We start from the raw sequence: 16407 nt of genomic DNA, 5'->3' as shown, positions 1-16407 counted from the left end.
GGATCAAGAGGACCAGAAAATGGCGGAGCCCGGAATGTCCGGCATCCCTCCACGAATGTCAGAGGCGGGATTCGCTGTTCGATGTCGATCAATAAAACGACAGGTTTCCTGATCGTCTCTCGCCCCCTCAACCCATTGAACCCTTATTGGCTGCCATCATGCCGGTTCCAGGCTGCGATGGATCTGCTCGACCGTCGATCCGTCCAGTCCCAGCCGACCGGCCAGGGATGTCATATACCGGCGCTCTCTTTCCGTGTCCACATCGATGGCCATCAAGGAGGCCGCATACACCTGCCGGGCCAGTTCCGGAGTTTTGACGCCGTCAACGATGGTGTCCAGGTCGGCCGGAGAGAGCAGTTCCCGAACGATAAAGCCGTGCTCTTCCGGGGACAGGTCAACGGCCTGCAGTCTTTTCAGGATGTTGCTGCGCTCCGCCTCGTCGATGACGCCATCGGCATTGGCCGCCGCAATCATTGCCCGGATGAGAAGCACGGCGTCCTGGCTGCCGGCAGGTCCGGATGCCACCGGCGACGCACTGCCCGGCATCGGCGGGGGTGGCGGGGGCGCAGCCGCAGCCCCGCCCCTGACCGGCGGGGGAGGGGGTACGGAGCCTGGAATGGATGATGGCGGCCCGGGCGCCGGCGGTGGTGGGCCCGCGCTCCGGGGTTTATTCATGAAATGCTCGACGGCCTCCATGGCCACACCCAGAGCTCCCAGCGCAACGCCGCCTGAAACCAGACCGCCCAACCCGCCCCGACCGCCCCGGGAACTGCTGCGGAGCAGTCCGCCAAGAAGTTTTTCAGGATTGAACATCATCTCCTCCCCGTCTCATCTGATGATTGAGAAATTAGTCGATGGCTGCCGGACCAAATTCTGAAGGAGGGCCGGTGCCCTGTCAAGGATAAATATGGGCATGGCGCCCCTGTTGTTCAGGGTCCGGGGCCTGTGTTAGGATTGACTGTCGAATCTAAACCATTCCTTGAGTAAATGGCATCACGGGAGCGCTTGCATGAATGATACCTTCGTCTTCAACCCCATCGGCATGGTGCGGTCATGTTTTTCCGAAAAATTCGGTATTCCCCGGCAACCGCGGCTGGCACCGGCCGCCCGGGCCACGATGGAAATTTTCCCGCCGTATGACCAGGATGAAGCTTTCGGCGGCCTGGAGGCATTCTCCCACCTCTGGCTCGTTTTCGTCTTCCACGGCATCCCCAAAGGCTGCTGGCGCCCCACGGTCCGGCCGCCCCGTCTGGGAGGCAACCGGCGAACCGGCGTCTTTGCCACCCGGTCCGGGTTCAGACCCAATCCCATCGGTATGTCCGCCGTCGTTTTGGAAGAGATACACCGGCACCAGGGCCGGCTGCTGCTGGAATTATCCGGCATCGACCTGCTGGACCGAACCCCCGTGCTGGATGTCAAGCCGTACCTGCCCTATTCAGACATCATCCCGGAGGCAACCGGCGGGTTTGCGGCCGCCCCCCCCCGACCATGGCCGTCCATTGAATATACGGACCGTGCCCGTCAGGCCTGCGCCCTTTTGGAAAGCACGTATCCGGGATTCGTTGATCTGTTAAACCAGGTGCTCGGCGCCGATCCCAGGCCCGCTTATATGGACGGGCACGCCAGAACGGAGTTCGGCGTGCGGTTGCATGGGGTCAATGTGCGCTGGACGCATCGGCAGGACACCATCGTCGTCCATACCATCGAGGTCCCCGCCGACCCGCCGGCGCTCCCGGAAGGCGTGTGAATCGGCCCGTCGTTTTTTTCAGAGGCGCGAAAGCCGGGGGGCGTTGTCAGCTGAAACGGGGGCACTCTTCTCTTGTCAACCGCATGTCTCAAGCGATTGCCGATGGGTGCCGATGATGTTGCTCAAGCGGACGAAGCCAGATACGGAAAGGCTCTCCGCCCGCCGCATGGGATCGATTCGGGCCGATTCCAGCAGGCGTTCGCAGGTAGGCGGGTCGAGATCAAGGTCACTCTGGGACAACGCGTTGCGCAGGGTTTTGCGACGCTTGCCGAATGCGGCCTTGACCACGCGAAAAAGCAGGCGTTCATCATGGGCCGGAAAGACCGGCGGATCGGCAAACCGGATGCCCACCACCGTGGAGTCCACCTTGGGCGCCGGAAAAAACAGGGACGCGCGCACCTGCATCAGCATCCGGGGCTGCGCACAATAGCCCAGCATGACGGACAACCGGCCGTATTCTTTAGAGCCGGGGCCGGCACAGATGCGCTGGGCCATTTCCCTCTGAAGCATGAGCACTGCCCGGTCAATCCCGCTTCGGGCATGGATCAACTGGACGATCACCTGGGATGAAATATTGTAGGGCAGGTTGCCCAATACCACCAGCGGCTGTCCGGCCTCATCGGATATCGACGCCAGGTCGACCCGGAGGATGTCCGCTTCCCGGACATCGACGTTGTCGATGCCGGCGGCCAGCAGCTCCGTTGCCAGCAGCCCGGTGATACGGCCGTCCTTGTCCACGGCGATGACCCGGCGGGCGGCAGCGGCGGCGGGAACGGTGATGGCCCCCAGGCCGGGTCCGATCTCCAGCACCACATCATCGTCGTCAATGCCGGCTTTGTCCACGATGGCACGGGCCATGTTGGGGTCGTTGAGAAAATTCTGGCCGAGCTGCTTCTTCGCCCGGATGTTCCAGGCAGTGAGCAGGGCCCGCGGGGATGTCATGACCGCGCCTCCGGATCGGCCTGGGCCTGACGGGACCGGCGGCGGATGGTCGCAAATACGCGAAAGGTAACGAAATAGGCCACCACGCCCAGAACGGCGCCGATGACCAACCCGCCGACAATCATGGCCCAGGTCACTTCAAGGCCCAGTTCCATCAATTGGGAAAAGGAGTCAAAGGCAATGCTGTCCAGCTTCTTCTGGTAACCCAGCAAAAAGCACCCCAGCTTGTAATTGGCAAAATAGACCAGCGGAATGGTCAGGGGATTGCTCAGCCAGGTCCCCAGCGCCGCTGCCGATTTGCTTCCCCGAACCATAAATGCCAGAACGATGGCAACCAGGGTCTGTAGCGGAATGATGGGCGTAATGGACACAAAGATACCGACCGCCATGCCCAGGGCAATATAATGGGGATTGCCCTCCAGTTGGCGCATGCGCACCAGCATCTGGCTGAGTCGTTCCCTGGGGCCCGTAAACACGGGAGGTTTTTTTTTGTAGCGCACGCGCGTTGGCTTCATGGCTTTGGCAACCGTCCCTGTCGGCAGGACCTGAAACATCCGGGTCGATGAGGGCCAATAGGGTATTGCTTCCGGTTTCATCGATTGTTTTTGCGCTCCCGGTCCAGCTCCCGTTTTTGGTCACGGCGCCGAATGGTTTCCCGTTTGTCGTGACTCTGCTTGCCCCTGGCCAGGGCCAGGCTGAGTTTGGCCTTGCCGGCCTTGAAATAGAGCCTCAAGGGAATCAGTGAATATCCCTTTTCATTGACCTTGCCGTATAGCTTTTTAATTTCATGATTGTGCAGCAGCAGCTTTCTCGGCCGCAGGGGGTCGTGATTGTTGTAATACGCAAAGGGATAGGCGCCGATATGCATCTGATAGACGAAGACTTCGCCGTTTTTAATGCGGGCGTAGGAATCCTTGAGGTTGGCCTTGCCCATCCGCAGGGATTTGACCTCGGTGCCGACCAGCACCATGCCCGCTTCGTATTTGTCTTCGATGAGGTAGTCGTGCCGGGCTTTGCGGTTTTCCGCCACCAGTTTGACGTGGTTCTTCTCCACGGGCCTGTTACTCCTGTTTGAGGTGCTCGATCTTGTTCACAACGGCACCGTATGTTTCCGCCAGCAGGGCCTCGACGGCATCCGGTGTGGTCATGCCCATGACCGCATTCATGAAATCGTCGATATCCTTGGAATCGATGGACCGAATGGCGTCCTTGACCAGAGGGATCGCCTGGGGGTTCATGCTCAATTCGTCGACCCCCAGTCCGAGAAGAATCGGCGCATAGAGCGGTTCCGCAGCCATTTCACCGCACATGTAGGTCGGGATGCCCTTTTCCCGGGCCACGTCACAGGTTCGCTTGATCATCCTCAGGATGGCCGGGTGCAGCGGCTGGTGAAGATGGGCCACATGCCGGTTGCCGCGATCGATGGCCAGGGTGTACTGGATCAGGTCATTGGTCCCGATGCTGAAGAAATCTACCTTTTCGGCCAGGATGTCCGCCGCCACCACCGCGGACGGCACCTCGATCATAATTCCCAGCGGGATGTCCCGTTTGTGGGCCACCCCCTGCTGTTCCAGGCAACGGGCGGCCTCGTCCAGCAGGCGGATGGTCTGGTCCACCTCTTCAATCCCCGAAATCATGGGGATAAGAATGCGAACGTTTCCAAAAGCCGCGGCCCTCAGGATGGCCCGAAGTTGGGTTTTGAAGATTTCGGGCTTCTGGAGGCAATACCGAATGGCCCGAAGGCCCAGCGCCGGGTTCAGCTCGTGACTGTCCCGGATATAGTTGACCGCCTTATCGCCGTTGATATCCAGTGTCCGGATGGTCACCGGCCGGGTGCCCATCACATCGATCACGTCCTTGTAGTTGTCGAACAGCATGTCTTCGCCGGGGAAATCCGGCCGGCTGAGGTATTGAAATTCCGTCCGGTAGAGACCGATGCCGTCGCCGCCGTGGTCCAGGACCGATACCACCTCTTCGGGAAGCTCGATATTGCCCATGACCGAAATCCGGGAGCCGTCTCGGGTCTGGGCGGGCAGATGGCTTCTTCGGGCCACCATCGCCTTTTGGATGTCATATCGCTCCCGGCGCTCCTCTGTCTCCAGCAGGGTCTGCTCGGTGGGGTTGACCACCACGATGCCGGCCTTTCCGTCCACGATGATAATGTCGTCATTCTTGATCGTCAACGTGGCGTTGCCCACCCCTAAAACAGCAGGGATCTCAAGGGTCCGGGCGATGATACTGGTGTGGGAGGCGCGCCCGCCGCGGTTGGTGACAAAGCCCTTGATCCGTTCCAGTTGGATCTGGCTCGTCTCGGCCGGCGACAGATCCCGTGCCACCAGGATCACCCGCTTGTCGATGCGGGCAATATTCACCTGGTCCGCACCCACCAGATTTTCCATGATGCGGTCCGAAACATGGGTGATATCCTCGGCCCGCTGTTTGAGGTAATCGTCGGACATGCTCTCAAACATGGGCTTGACCAGCGAAACCACCTTTTTCAGCGCCCACTCCGCGTTCACGCGCTCCTTTTCGATCAGATCGATCGTGCGGTCATAGATCATCTTGTCTTCCAGGAGCAGCATATGGGTCTCTAAAATCTGAGCATGCTGGCGAAGCTCCTGCGGCGTCTTGTCGATAATCCGCTGCAATTCTGCCCGGGCGTTTTTGACCGCCGTTTTGAAGCGGCCCACCTCACCGGAAAGGGATTCGGCCGGGACCACATATTTTTTGACGACATCCACCCCCTCCTTGTCCACAAGGTAAGCCTTGCCGATGCAGATCCCGGGGGATCCGCCGATCCCCTTGAGGATGGTTTCCTGGAATTCCTGATCTTTCATGAACAATTATTCTCCAAACCCGGAACGAACCAGCACCGCGATGCGATCCAGGATATCCACGTCTGACTCATCATCGATACTGACGGTGATCTCGGACCCCTTGGGGCAGGCCAGCGCCAGTATGTCCAGAATGGATGTGGCGTCCGCCGTGTTGCCGTTTTTCACGATCCAGACACCACCATCGGCCTCTCCGGCCAACTTGGCCAGCTTGGCGGCTGACCTGGCGTGAAGCCCCAGATCGTTGACGATACGAAGCCGTCTGGATAGGTCAGTTTTCATGTTGTCTCTGTATGTGCCCATGGCACCCTCGGCGGCCAAGCCCGCTTAAAAACAAAAAAAGGGAATGATCCCTTTATTAGAACCTAATTTATTTATCAACCGCTGTAAGCGATGTCAATGCGTAAACATTGACAACCAGGGCCCATGAGGATATGCTGATTATCAATAATTTCAGCGAGAATCCATCCCCCTTGCCAACCGATCCATCAACACGGGCCCTTGGGAGAGCGCCATGACTGCAACGGTGACCATCTTCGGCAAAAATTCGTGACCGCATACGCTGGCAGCCCGTGAGGCCTACGCCAAAGCAGACAAACCGGTCGCATACGTCAGTGTCATCGATAACCCCCGGGCACTGAAACAGATGCTGGCGCACTCCAAAGGCCAGCGAAAAATTCCCGTCATTGTCGACGGAGAGATGGTGACCGTGGGCTACCAGGGGAAGGGGTGATCCGTCTGACCCGGCGGCTGGAGGCCGCCATCGCGAAAGGAAATGGCCCCATGACGGGGCTGCACGTCAGTCAAGCGCGCTAAAAAGAGGAGCCGAATGGAAAAACAGTTTTTAATCGATGATCTGAAACTGGGAGAATCCTGGCGGCTGTTTAAAATCATGGGGGAATTCGTTGAAGGCGTGGAGGGCCTTCACGATCTCGGCAACGCAGTCAGCATTTTCGGATCCGCCCGGACCCGGCCGGACAACCCGGAGTATAGGAAAGCGGAAACCATCGCCGCCCGTTTCGTCAAAAACGGGTTCGGGGTGATCACCGGCGGCGGCGGCGGGATCATGGAGGCGGCCAACAAAGGCGCCGCGGAAGCCGGAGGCACCTCAGTGGGCCTGAACATCCGCCTCCCCTTCGAGCAAAAACCCAATCCGTATGCCACCCTCCAGATGGAATTCAACTATTTTTTCATCCGCAAGGTCATGTTCATCAAATATGCGGCGGCCTACGTGGTCATGCCCGGCGGCTTCGGAACGCTGGACGAATTGTTCGAGGTGATGACCCTGGTTCAGACCCGCCGGATTCGTCCCTTTCCCATCATCATGGTCGGATCCGATTATTGGGGAGGCCTCCTGGAGTGGATCCGCAGCCAGCTGCTGACCCAGGGCCTCATCTCTCCCGAAGACATGGGCATCATCCAGGTGCTGGATGAACCCGAAGAAATTGTCAGCACCGTCAGGAAAATTCTCGTTGTTTGACCCAGCCACCGATGGATAACACCCGACCTTTAACCGCCAGGCGAACCGATGGGGAAACGCCGCGTGCCAGGGGCCCTGGTCAAGCGGACGCGGGCCCGGCAGGGCAGCGCCACAACGCGTCTTTACAGGCGCTTCACGAGACGGCACTGGGCCTGCTGGACAAGATCGACAAAAAAGAACTGCTGGAAACCATCATCGAACGGGCCGCCGTCCTCACCGGAACCGAGCATGGCTACATCTATCTGCTGGAGCCCGAGCGGCAGGTCATGCAGATGCGCGTGGGAAAAGGCTTTTTTTCCGGCCAGCTGGGCCGGTCCGTCCGGATGGGGGAAGGCATGGGCGGATGTGTCTGGCAGGCCGAAGTGCCGGTGCTGGTGCCGGATTACAGCAGCTGGCCGGGGCGGCTGGACGACTCCTCCCTTGACGGCCTGCGTTGCATCGTGGGCATCCCCCTGAAGTCCGACCGGCAGGTCCAGGGCGTCATCGGCCTTGCCCATGTGGAACCGCGCAAACGATTCGACCAGGAAGATGTGGTCGTACTGGAACGCTTTGCAGCCCTTGCCCTGCTGGCCCTCGAGAAGGCGGGCCTCTACAGCGAGGTCACCCGCGAACTGGCCGAAAGAAAGAAAGCCGAGGCCCGCATCCGGGAGAGCGAACAGCGGTACCTCTCCTTCCTGGAATCGTCGCCTGACCCCATCGTCGTCTATGACATGATGGGGGAAGCCACCTATGTCAACCCCGCCTTTGAGCAGACCTTCGGATTCTCCCGCCATGAACTGCTGGGCAAACAGATTGACTTCGTGCCGCCCGAATGCTGGCCGGAGACCAAGGCCGCCATTGATCGCATGCTCAGCGGCCGGAAAATCACCATGTTCGAAACCAGGCGCCTGGCCAGGGGCGGCCAGGTGCTGGACGTCCAGATCAGTTCCACCCTGTTTCAGGATCAAAACGGCCGGCCGGCCGGCAATATCGTCACCCTGAGGGATATCAGCGCCCGCAAGCGCGCCGAAGAAGCCCTTCAGCAGTATCACGGCCAACTGGAAGAACTGGTTCAGGAACGTACCGCGGAATTGGCCGACACCAACCGTCGCCTGAAGCAGCAGATCGATGAGCGCAAACGTGCGGAAGCGGCCATGCGAGCCCAGTCCAACCACCTGGAAGAGGTGAATACGGCACTGCGGGTATTGCTTAAAAAGCGCGAAGAGGACAAACGGGAAGTACAGGAAAATGTCCTGTCCAACGTCAAGGAACTGGTCTCGCCATACCTGGCCCGCCTGAAAAGGGGCAGGCTGGAGCCTCACCAGGCGACCCTGGTGGAAATCCTGCAGTCCAACCTGGACAATATCATCTCGCCGTTTATCAGCAAAATCAGTTCACGCTACCTAAATTTTACGCCCGCCGAGATCCGGGTGGCCAACCTGATCAAAGAGGGCAAGACGAATAAGGAAATTGCCGAATTCTTATTGATTTCAAAGAATACCGTTTTATTTCACCGCCACCACATCCGGACCAAATTGGGATTGAGAAATAAAAAAATCAACCTCAGATCCCACCTCCTGTCCTATGATGAATAGTGGTTATTACCCGCTATTTAGCAGCTATTTTATCAACTTGACATCCCCCGGCAGGGGGGTGTTAAATGAATGAAAAAAAGACGATTTCAGCGATGAGAAGACTATGGCAATGAGATATCGGCATTCCCCGAACCCGCTATCGCCATGAACCGGTAAATGATTGCCGAATGAACCGTCTCCCGGATTTATCCTTGACTTCAGAGGAAAAATATTTCATAAGTTTATAAACAAAAAATGAATTATCTTCATTAAATATCTTAACGACAAAAAATATATCGGCATTGTGACTGTTGAGCGTTCAACTTGCCGTGACGCCCTGACCCTGAAAACCTCATACGATGGAACCCCGAACGGGCAATTGAAGACATGAACCCTCTGACCATCTCCAACGCGACCCTTACCTTCGGTGGACTCAATGCCCTGGCAAACGTCAACATGCGGTTCGAACCCGGCCTGATCACATCCGTCATTGGTCCCAACGGAGCCGGAAAAACCAGCCTGCTCAACTGCATATCCGGTTTCTACCACCCCAACGAGGGAGAAATCGTCTACAGGGACAGGACGCTGACCCATGCCTCCCCCCATCAGGTGACCAAACTCGGCATCGCCCGGGCCTTTCAAAACCTCGAGCTGTTCAGTGGATTGTCCGTTCTGGACAATCTGCTGCTGGCCCGTCACACCAACCTGAAATACAATTTCATCCAGGCCTGTATTTATTTTGGCAAAGCCTCGCGGATGGAGGCTGAGAACCGGGCATTTGTGGAGGATGTGATCGATTTCATGGAACTCGAACCCTATCGCAAAAACATTGTCGGCAACCTGAGCTACGGCATCCAGAAACGGGTGGAGGTTGCCCGGGCCCTGACCCTGGACCCCCAATTGCTGCTGCTCGACGAACCCATGGCAGGCATGAATATTGAGGAAAAGGAAGATATCGTAAGATTTGTGATCGACATCAAAAAAGACCGCAACACCACCATTGTGCTGGTGGAGCACGACCTTGGCGTGGTCATGGACATTTCAGACCGCATCTATGTGCTGGATTTCGGCGAGGTGATCGGATCGGGCACCCCGGAGGAGGTCGCCACCAACCCCAAAGTGATCGAAGCCTATATCGGAGAAGAATAGCTGGATATGGAAAACCCGGGCATTAAGAACAAGGATCATCTGCTGAGCCTGACCATCCCCCAGCTGCTGCGCTGGCGGGTAATCCATTCGGGCGACAAGGTGGCCCTTCGGGAAAAAGAGTTTGGCTATTGGCGCTGCTACACCTGGAAGCAGTATTATGAATATGTGAGAAATACCGGTCTGGGTCTTAAAAAGTGCGGCTTCGCCAGGGGTGACACCGTCGCCCTGATCGGGGACAACATCCCGGAACTGCCTTTCGTCGCCATCGGCGCCCAGTCGGTAGGCGGAATTTCCGCCGGCATCTACCAGACGACCATGCCCGATGAAATCGCCCAGCTGCTGGCCTACATGAAGGTCAGCATGGTGTTCTGCAACGATCAGGAACAGGTGGATAAAATCGTAGAGATCCGGGATCGCGTACCGCTGGTCAAAAAAGTGATCTACGAGGACCCCCGGGGGATGCGCGACTACGCCGCGGATGACTGGTTCATGGACATTGAAGATGTCTATCGCCTGGGGGCGGCGGCCCACGAGGAGCGCCCGGAGGACTTCGAAGGACTGGTGGACGCGGGCAAACCCGATGATGTCTGCCATCTGTGCCTGACCTCCGGCACCACGGGCCTTTCCAAGGGCACCATGCTGACCCACAAGAATTACATCAATATGGGCCTGCAGCTGGCCGAGGCCGACCCCCTGGCGGATACAGACGAATATCTTTCGTTTCTCCCCTTTGCCTGGATCGGCGAACAGATGAACTCTTTCGGGGTGGCCATGGCGACCGGCATCACCATCAATTTTCCGGAATCGGTGGAAACCGCCATGGAGGACCTCAAGGAGATCGGCCCCCACTTCATGTTCGGTGCCCCCCGGATTTACGAGACCATTCGTTCCCAGATCTGGTTGAAAATCGATGAATCCTACTGGCTGAACCAAAAACTCTATCGGTACTTTATCAAAATCGGCGAAAAAGCGGCCAAGTTCCGCATGTCGGGTGAACGCATGCCCTTCAGTCTGAAAATAAAGGCATGGGTCGGCTACCAGCTGATGTTTCGCCCGCTGATCAACCAGATCGGCCTGCTGCGGCTGCGCCGGGCCTATACCGGCGGGGCGGCCCTGGGGCCGGAACTGTTCACCTTCTACCAGGCGATCGGCGTCAACCTGAAGCAAATTTACGGTCAAACCGAAATTGTGGGCATCGCCTACATGCACCGGGATGGGGATGTCCGCCCGGATACGGTGGGCAAGCCCCTGCCGGGCACCCAATGCAAAATATCACCGGAAGGAGAAATTCTCTCCAAATCGGACTCGGTCACTCCGGGATACCTGAACCTGCCGGAGAAGTCCGCCGAACTGCTCGAAGGCGGCTGGCTGCACTCCGGCGACGCGGGCTACATAGACGATAACGGCCATCTGGTGGTCATCGACCGCCTTGCCGATGTGATGCACAACCAGGAGGGGGAGATGTTCAGCCCCATGTTCCTCGAGAACAAACTGAAATTCAGTCCCTACATCAAAGAAGCGGTCATTTTTGGAGACCGGCAGGCGTACGTATCGGCGCTGATCAACATCGATCCCATCGTGGTGGGCAAATGGGCCGAGGACCGGGGCATATCATACACCACCTATATGGACCTTTCGGCCAAACCGGAAGTGGCCGATCTGGTCTACGGGCAGGTGGCCGAAATCAACCAGAAGGCCGAGAAACCCCATTTCCGGATCAAACGCTTCGCCGTCTTGTACAAACTGCTGGACATGGATGACGGCGAATTGACCAAAACCGGAAAAATCAGACGGCAGTTTGTCAGTGAGAAATACAAAAACCTGTACGAGGCGCTCTACGACGAAGGCCTCTCGGAAAAGGAGGTTGAGGCCTTGTTCCAGTATCAGGACGGCCAGACGGCAACCGTGAAAACCAAACTATCCTTTTATACCATGGAAGGGGTCTGATGAGTTATTTTTTCCAACTGGTGGTCAGCGGCATCGTGGTCGGTTCCATCTATGCCCTGGCGGCGCTGGGATTTGTCCTGATCTACAAATCGAGCAAGGTGCTCAACATTGCCCACGGGCAGATTATTGCTGCCGGTGCATTTATCGCCTACGCCCTGACCGGATGGGTGGGAATCCCGATTTACCTGTCTTTCCTGCTGAGCATGGCCATAACCTTCTGCCTGGCGATGAGCGTGGAACGGGTGTTTTTACGCCGGCTGATCGGTGAACCGATCATCTCCGTCATCATGGTCACGATCGGGCTGATGTCCATCCTCGACGGTCTGATTTTTCTGACGCCCTTTGGCTCCGTCAACTTTTCTTTTCCCCAATTTCTGCCCCAGGACCTGATCTCTTTTGGCGGCGTGTCCATCTCCTGGACCCAGCTGGTGGGCGTCATCGTAACCGCCCTGATGATCGGCGGATTCTCATGGTTTTTTAAAAAATCCACCGTTGGCATCTCCATGCGGGCCGTATCGGATGACCAGTTTGCCTCCATGTCCGTCGGCATTTCAGTGCCGCGGGTCTTCGGCCTGGCCTGGGCCACGGCCGGGTTGAGTGCCGCCGCTGCCGGGGCCATCATCGGCAACATCACCGGGCTCAACTTTGAAACCCTTCAGGCCTTTGGAATTACAGTTTTCCCCGTCGTCATTCTGGGAGGCCTGGACTCCATCATGGGCGCGGTGGTTGCCGGTGTCATCATGGGGGTGATCCAGCAGTTTGCCAGCGGCTACCTGGACGGCAACTGGGGACTCAACGGCACAGCCGAAGTGTTGCCCTATATCATCCTGTTAATCATCCTGCTTTTCAAGCCCCACGGACTGTTCGGCATCCATGAAATCGAACGGGTATAGATCATGTCAACGAATCGTTGGTTAGCCACCGGCAACTATTTCACGTCATACCAGGACGAACAGAGAATATTCTTTACGCATTTGGACCGGACCATCCTCATCCTGTTTCTGTTTCTGCTTTTTGCCTGGCCCCTGCTTTTCAGCTTGAGCAACAAATACATGCTGGTCATCGACAACATCCTCATTGCCATGGTTGCGATTATCGGCCTTAACATCGTCACCGGCTTTGCCGGCCTGATCTCCATCGGTCATGCCGCTTTTGTGGGTATCGGCGCATACACGGTCGCTTCTTTTTCCAGGACCCTGGGTGACAGCCACGTCATTTTAACCCATGCCTGGCCGCTGATGATTGTTCTTGCAGGGCTGATGGGCGCGCTTTTCGGGGCCATCGTCGGCCTTCCGGCCATGCGGCTGAAACATCTGTACCTGGCCATCGCCACCCTGAGCTTCCAGATGATCTTTTCCTGGACCATCAATTTTCTGGAGTTCTTCAACCAGGGGCAGACGATCGCGATCAGCAGAGTCTTCTGGTTTACCGGCAAACTGGGAAGAAAGGATCACTATCTCTTCTGGTATTATGTGCTTCTGGTGGTGGTGGTCATTTCGGGATTCCTGGTGCGAAATCTTCTCAGGACCCGCTACGGGCGCTGCCTGAGTGCCGTGCGGGACAATGACCGGGCCGCAGATGCCATGGGCATGCATCCCGGCCTGACCAAAGTATATGCATTCGGTCTGGGCGGTTTTTTTGCAGGTGTGGCCGGCGCCCTGCACGCCTATGTGTACCGGGGTGTCGGGTTTGAATCCTTTACCCTGCACCATTCGATCACCTATCTTGCCATGGCCATCGTGGGCGGCCTGGGAACCCTCAACGGGTCATTCTGGGGCCCGGCGGCGATCATCGCCCTCGAGCTCCAGGTGGAAACCCTTGCCGAGCATGCCGGCAAGATATTGCCGTCAGACTGGAATCTGGCCACGGCCTTGAAACCGTTATCTTTCGGCCTCGTGATCGTCCTGTTTTTAATGTTTGAACCGAGGGGGATCGCGAACTGGTGGCGCATCGTCCGCTCCTATACCAAGCTTTGGCCGTTCCGATACTGATCCAACGTGAACATATCCGGTTTGTTCAGCCCACAAATAAACGCTCAACCATCAAAAAAGGGGGGGAAAATGGGAAACAGGAAAAGAATGGCCGTTGTTTTTTCACTGACATTTATGGTTTTTTTTGCATTTACCGTCCAGGTTCAGGCCGAGACGTACAAACTGGGCCTGTCCCTGGCCATCACCGGACCGACCTCTGATGCAGGCGATCCCTATTCAAAGGGCGTCGAAGACTATTTCCATTATGTCAACGACATGAAAATTTTAGGCAATGACAAAATCGAATGCACCATCCGGGACGACCAGTACAAAACCGATGTCACCAAGCGGAATTTCGAAGATTTTTTGGATCAGGACATTGTTTTTTATCTCAACTACTCCACCGGCAGCACCCTGGCCTTGAAAAAAGATTTTGACGAAGAGAAAATGCCCACCATCCCGGCCTCCTTCCATGCCGGCAACCTGGAAGGCTCCAGTTATATCTTTTTGCCCATTGCCTCCTATTCGGCCCAGGCCATCGGACTGGCCGAATATATCGTCAAACATCACGAGGGGGGCACCCCCAAAGTGGCCATGTACATTCATCCGTCGGCCTTTGGCCGGGGCCCTGTATCTGATGTGGAAAAAGCGGTTGCCGCCGGCCTCGACATGGAAATCGTCGAAGTGGTCGAGCACGGCAAAGACCTGGACAACACCGCCACGCTGCAGCGCCTGAAGAGCAAAGGCGTCCAGTACGTCATCAGCCAGACCATCCAGTCCCCGGTTGCCACCCTGCTCAAGGATGCCAGCCGCCTGGATCTGGTCGCGACCGCTTTTGGAGAGAAGGGAAAGATCACTTTCACGGGATGCCATTACACGGGCGGCAACGACCTGGTATCCCTGGCCGGACCGGCCGCAGAAAACTTCTACTGGACGACATCCTACATCGTTACCTCCGAGCCCGGTGTGGGAACGGATGCCCAGATCGCCCTGGCCGAGAAGTACGGACGCGATGACAAGGCTGCCAATTCGCACAATTACGCCAACGGGGTCATGGTGGCCCAGGTGGCCGCCGAATGTATCCTGCGCGCCAAAGCCAAGGGCGTGAAGATCACGAAAGAAAACCTCTATGCGGAACTGCTGGCCATGAACGGCATGAATGCCTTTTATCCGGTCACCACGGTGGGCCCGGTGACCTATTCCAAGACCGACCGCGCCGGCGTGGACACCCTGCAGCTGTACGCGGTCAAAGACGGCGTCTTCCACTCGGTGGGGGCACCGTTCATTCCCGAGTACACCGGCAAGATCCAATAGCCGTCCAGCACGTTTCTTGCTCGCCTCCTTTTTTTACTGCCGCCGATGCCCGGGCATCGGCGGCAGCAAAGGGGCGGCAACCACACCCGCAGGCAATGCGGGCAAAACCGTTCAGGACCGTCTAACAAAACGCTGCTATGGATAAACAAGAAAACCAACGCCTGCTGGAAGTCAACAACATCGAAGTGGTCTACAACGACATTATCCAGGTGCTGCGCGGTGTCAGCCTGAATGTCCGGCAGGGGAGCATCGTCGCACTGCTGGGCACCAACGGCGCCGGCAAGACAACCACCTTGCGGGCCATCAGCGGCCTGCTGAAGCCGGAAAACGGCTTCATCCGCGACGGCTACATCAAGTTTGCCGGGCAGGACATCACCAATGTGCTGGGGACACGGGTGGTCAAACTGGGCGCCGTCATGGTGCCCGAGGGCCGCCGGGTATTCAAGCATCTGACCGTGGATGAAAATATCCGTGTGGGCTCCATCACCCGCAAGGACGGATCACAGAAAATAAAGGCCGATCACCGCTTGATGTATGATCACTTCCCGCGGCTGTCCAAAATCACCAACCGCCTGGCCGGATATTGTTCGGGCGGCGAGCAGCAGATGATCGCCATCGCCCGGGCACTGATGGCAGCCCCGACAATGCTCATGCTGGACGAACCGTCGCTTGGCCTGGCCCCGTTGCTGGTCAAAGAGATTTTCGATAACGTGCAAACCATCAACCGGGAAATGGGCACCACCATTCTGGTGGTGGAACAAAACGCACGAATTGCACTGGAAATGTCCGACTACGCCTACATCATGGAGTCGGGCAAGATTGTCCTGGAGGGAACATCCAAAGCGCTCCAGGACAATCCGGATGTGAAGGAATTCTACATGGGACTCACCCAGGGCGGTGGCCGCAAATCATTCAAGGAAGTCAAGTCCTATAAGCGGCGAAAGCGCTGGATGTGACCGGTACCGATCACTGCGCCACGCCGATGGAGAAAGGGCATACAACTATGAAATTTCTCGTTGCCTACAACGGTTCGACAGAATCAAAGATGGCCCTTGATCTGGCGATCAGACAGGCATCGACCTTCAGTGCCAAGGTGTTTGTCATCACCAGCATGGAAGGCGGCCACAGCGAGAAACCGGAAGACATCGCGCGGGTAAACAAGGAGTTGAAACGGGTTCGGCAACAGCTTGACGCGGCTGGCGTCGACCACGAGGTCAACGAGATGGCAAGAGGCCTTTCCCCGGGGGAGGATGTCGTTATTTTTTCCAGGGAGAACCATATCGACCAGATTTTCGTGGGCATCGAGAAAAAATCCAGGACCCGGAAATTGCTTCTCGGCTCAACGGCACAATACATCATTTTGAAAGCGGCCTGCCCGGTGACCACCATCAAATAACCTGCGACTGCAACCCCATCCGGCCAATGCATCTGCAAACGGTGGATGAGGAGGCGCTGCCTGCAAGGGGAGCCC

Annotated in this window: 17 protein-coding genes; 11 read left to right on the top strand and 6 right to left on the bottom strand. The window is 57.2% G+C overall.

All coding sequences use genetic code 11. The features are described from left to right. Positions 1 to 156 precede the first annotated feature (156 nt). Positions 157 to 816: a tellurite resistance TerB family protein gene (locus tag DSCA_RS22130; protein WP_155318509.1), complete on the bottom strand. Its 660-nt coding sequence runs from the start codon at positions 814 to 816 to the stop codon at positions 157 to 159. Positions 817 to 1009: 193 nt separating this feature from the next. Between DSCA_RS22130 and tsaA the strand changes: the two genes are divergently transcribed. After that, positions 1010 to 1747 carry a tRNA (N6-threonylcarbamoyladenosine(37)-N6)-methyltransferase TrmO gene (gene tsaA, locus DSCA_RS22125; RefSeq protein WP_155318508.1) on the top strand — a complete coding sequence of 246 codons (738 nt, stop codon included), beginning with the start codon at positions 1010 to 1012 and terminating at the stop codon, positions 1745 to 1747. A gap of 75 nt (positions 1748 to 1822) precedes the next feature. Here the strand turns inward: tsaA and rsmA are convergent, their stop codons facing one another. The 5 genes from rsmA to DSCA_RS22100 are packed head-to-tail and all read right to left on the bottom strand — an operon-like array spanning position 1823 to position 5805. Then, a complete protein-coding gene (gene rsmA, locus DSCA_RS22120) occupies positions 1823 to 2689 on the bottom strand; it encodes a 16S rRNA (adenine(1518)-N(6)/adenine(1519)-N(6))-dimethyltransferase RsmA (RefSeq protein WP_155318507.1) in 867 nt (288 codons plus the stop codon). Then, complete coding sequence (locus DSCA_RS22115) at positions 2686 to 3285, bottom strand: DUF2062 domain-containing protein (protein ID WP_155318506.1); 600 nt, start codon at positions 3283 to 3285, stop codon at positions 2686 to 2688. The genes rsmA and DSCA_RS22115 overlap by 4 nt, the downstream gene beginning before the upstream one ends. Beyond that, positions 3282 to 3743 carry an SsrA-binding protein SmpB gene (smpB, locus tag DSCA_RS22110; RefSeq protein ID WP_155318505.1) on the bottom strand — a complete coding sequence of 154 codons (462 nt, stop codon included), beginning with the start codon at positions 3741 to 3743 and terminating at the stop codon, positions 3282 to 3284. The genes DSCA_RS22115 and smpB overlap by 4 nt, the downstream gene beginning before the upstream one ends. Before the next feature lie 7 nt (positions 3744 to 3750). Further along, entirely contained in the window at positions 3751 to 5526 is a 1776-nt protein-coding gene (gene ptsP / locus DSCA_RS22105; protein WP_155318504.1) for a phosphoenolpyruvate--protein phosphotransferase, read from the bottom strand. Positions 5527 to 5532: 6 nt separating this feature from the next. Continuing rightward, complete coding sequence (locus DSCA_RS22100; RefSeq protein WP_155318503.1) at positions 5533 to 5805, bottom strand: HPr family phosphocarrier protein; 273 nt, start codon at positions 5803 to 5805, stop codon at positions 5533 to 5535. 232 nt (positions 5806 to 6037) lie between these two features. Here DSCA_RS22100 and uxx1 point away from each other — a divergent pair, with 232 nt between their 5' ends. From uxx1 to DSCA_RS22055, 10 genes are all read left to right on the top strand, one after another. Then, positions 6038 to 6256: a UXX-star selenoprotein family 1 gene (uxx1, locus tag DSCA_RS32995; RefSeq protein WP_269434612.1), complete on the top strand. Its 219-nt coding sequence runs from the start codon at positions 6038 to 6040 to the stop codon at positions 6254 to 6256. Between the two features lie 96 nt (positions 6257 to 6352). Continuing rightward, positions 6353 to 7003 carry an LOG family protein gene (locus tag DSCA_RS22095; RefSeq protein ID WP_155318502.1) on the top strand — a complete coding sequence of 217 codons (651 nt, stop codon included), beginning with the start codon at positions 6353 to 6355 and terminating at the stop codon, positions 7001 to 7003. Further along, positions 7000 to 8577, top strand: coding sequence for a PAS domain S-box protein (locus DSCA_RS22090; RefSeq protein WP_155318501.1), 1578 nt, complete (start codon positions 7000 to 7002; stop codon positions 8575 to 8577). Before DSCA_RS22095 ends, DSCA_RS22090 begins: the two co-directional genes overlap by 4 nt. Before the next feature lie 366 nt (positions 8578 to 8943). Beyond that, the gene (locus tag DSCA_RS22085) at positions 8944 to 9705 is read left to right on the top strand and encodes an ABC transporter ATP-binding protein (protein ID WP_155318500.1); all 762 of its coding nucleotides are present in this window, start codon (positions 8944 to 8946) and stop codon (positions 9703 to 9705) included. Positions 9706 to 9711: 6 nt separating this feature from the next. Further along, positions 9712 to 11652, top strand: a complete 1941-nt coding sequence (locus DSCA_RS22080; RefSeq protein ID WP_231716247.1) for an AMP-binding protein — start codon at positions 9712 to 9714, stop codon at positions 11650 to 11652. Further along, a complete protein-coding gene (locus DSCA_RS22075; protein WP_155318499.1) occupies positions 11652 to 12545 on the top strand; it encodes a branched-chain amino acid ABC transporter permease in 894 nt (297 codons plus the stop codon). Before DSCA_RS22080 ends, DSCA_RS22075 begins: the two co-directional genes overlap by 1 nt. A gap of 3 nt (positions 12546 to 12548) precedes the next feature. Beyond that, the gene (locus tag DSCA_RS22070) at positions 12549 to 13643 is read left to right on the top strand and encodes a branched-chain amino acid ABC transporter permease (RefSeq protein WP_155318498.1); all 1095 of its coding nucleotides are present in this window, start codon (positions 12549 to 12551) and stop codon (positions 13641 to 13643) included. Positions 13644 to 13712: 69 nt separating this feature from the next. After that, a complete protein-coding gene (locus DSCA_RS22065) occupies positions 13713 to 14936 on the top strand; it encodes an ABC transporter substrate-binding protein (protein ID WP_155318497.1) in 1224 nt (407 codons plus the stop codon). Positions 14937 to 15073: 137 nt separating this feature from the next. Then, positions 15074 to 15892, top strand: a complete 819-nt coding sequence (locus DSCA_RS22060) for an ABC transporter ATP-binding protein (RefSeq protein WP_155318496.1) — start codon at positions 15074 to 15076, stop codon at positions 15890 to 15892. 47 nt (positions 15893 to 15939) lie between these two features. Further along, positions 15940 to 16332: a universal stress protein gene (locus tag DSCA_RS22055; RefSeq protein WP_167527910.1), complete on the top strand. Its 393-nt coding sequence runs from the start codon at positions 15940 to 15942 to the stop codon at positions 16330 to 16332. Positions 16333 to 16407: the final 75 nt, after the last annotated feature.

The organism is Desulfosarcina alkanivorans (assembly GCF_009688945.1).
Classification (GTDB): Bacteria; Desulfobacterota; Desulfobacteria; order Desulfobacterales; family Desulfosarcinaceae; genus Desulfosarcina; species Desulfosarcina alkanivorans.
Note: the sequence above shows the minus strand (reverse complement) of the source record. Positions and strands in the feature narration are given on the sequence as shown.

Coding starts and splice junctions, on each gene's coding strand:
- DSCA_RS22130 (WP_155318509.1), bottom strand. CDS start 816: ATGATGTTCAATCCTGAAAAACTTCTTGGCGGACTGCTCCGCAGCAGT.
- tsaA (WP_155318508.1), top strand. CDS start 1,010: ATGAATGATACCTTCGTCTTCAACCCCATCGGCATGGTGCGGTCATGT.
- rsmA (WP_155318507.1), bottom strand. CDS start 2,689: ATGACATCCCCGCGGGCCCTGCTCACTGCCTGGAACATCCGGGCGAAG.
- DSCA_RS22115 (WP_155318506.1), bottom strand. CDS start 3,285: ATGAAACCGGAAGCAATACCCTATTGGCCCTCATCGACCCGGATGTTT.
- ptsP (WP_155318504.1), bottom strand. CDS start 5,526: ATGAAAGATCAGGAATTCCAGGAAACCATCCTCAAGGGGATCGGCGGA.
- DSCA_RS22100 (WP_155318503.1), bottom strand. CDS start 5,805: ATGAAAACTGACCTATCCAGACGGCTTCGTATCGTCAACGATCTGGGG.
- DSCA_RS22095 (WP_155318502.1), top strand. CDS start 6,353: ATGGAAAAACAGTTTTTAATCGATGATCTGAAACTGGGAGAATCCTGG.
- DSCA_RS22085 (WP_155318500.1), top strand. CDS start 8,944: ATGAACCCTCTGACCATCTCCAACGCGACCCTTACCTTCGGTGGACTC.
- DSCA_RS22080 (WP_231716247.1), top strand. CDS start 9,712: ATGGAAAACCCGGGCATTAAGAACAAGGATCATCTGCTGAGCCTGACC.
- DSCA_RS22075 (WP_155318499.1), top strand. CDS start 11,652: ATGAGTTATTTTTTCCAACTGGTGGTCAGCGGCATCGTGGTCGGTTCC.
- DSCA_RS22070 (WP_155318498.1), top strand. CDS start 12,549: ATGTCAACGAATCGTTGGTTAGCCACCGGCAACTATTTCACGTCATAC.
- DSCA_RS22065 (WP_155318497.1), top strand. CDS start 13,713: ATGGGAAACAGGAAAAGAATGGCCGTTGTTTTTTCACTGACATTTATG.
- DSCA_RS22060 (WP_155318496.1), top strand. CDS start 15,074: ATGGATAAACAAGAAAACCAACGCCTGCTGGAAGTCAACAACATCGAA.
- DSCA_RS22055 (WP_167527910.1), top strand. CDS start 15,940: ATGAAATTTCTCGTTGCCTACAACGGTTCGACAGAATCAAAGATGGCC.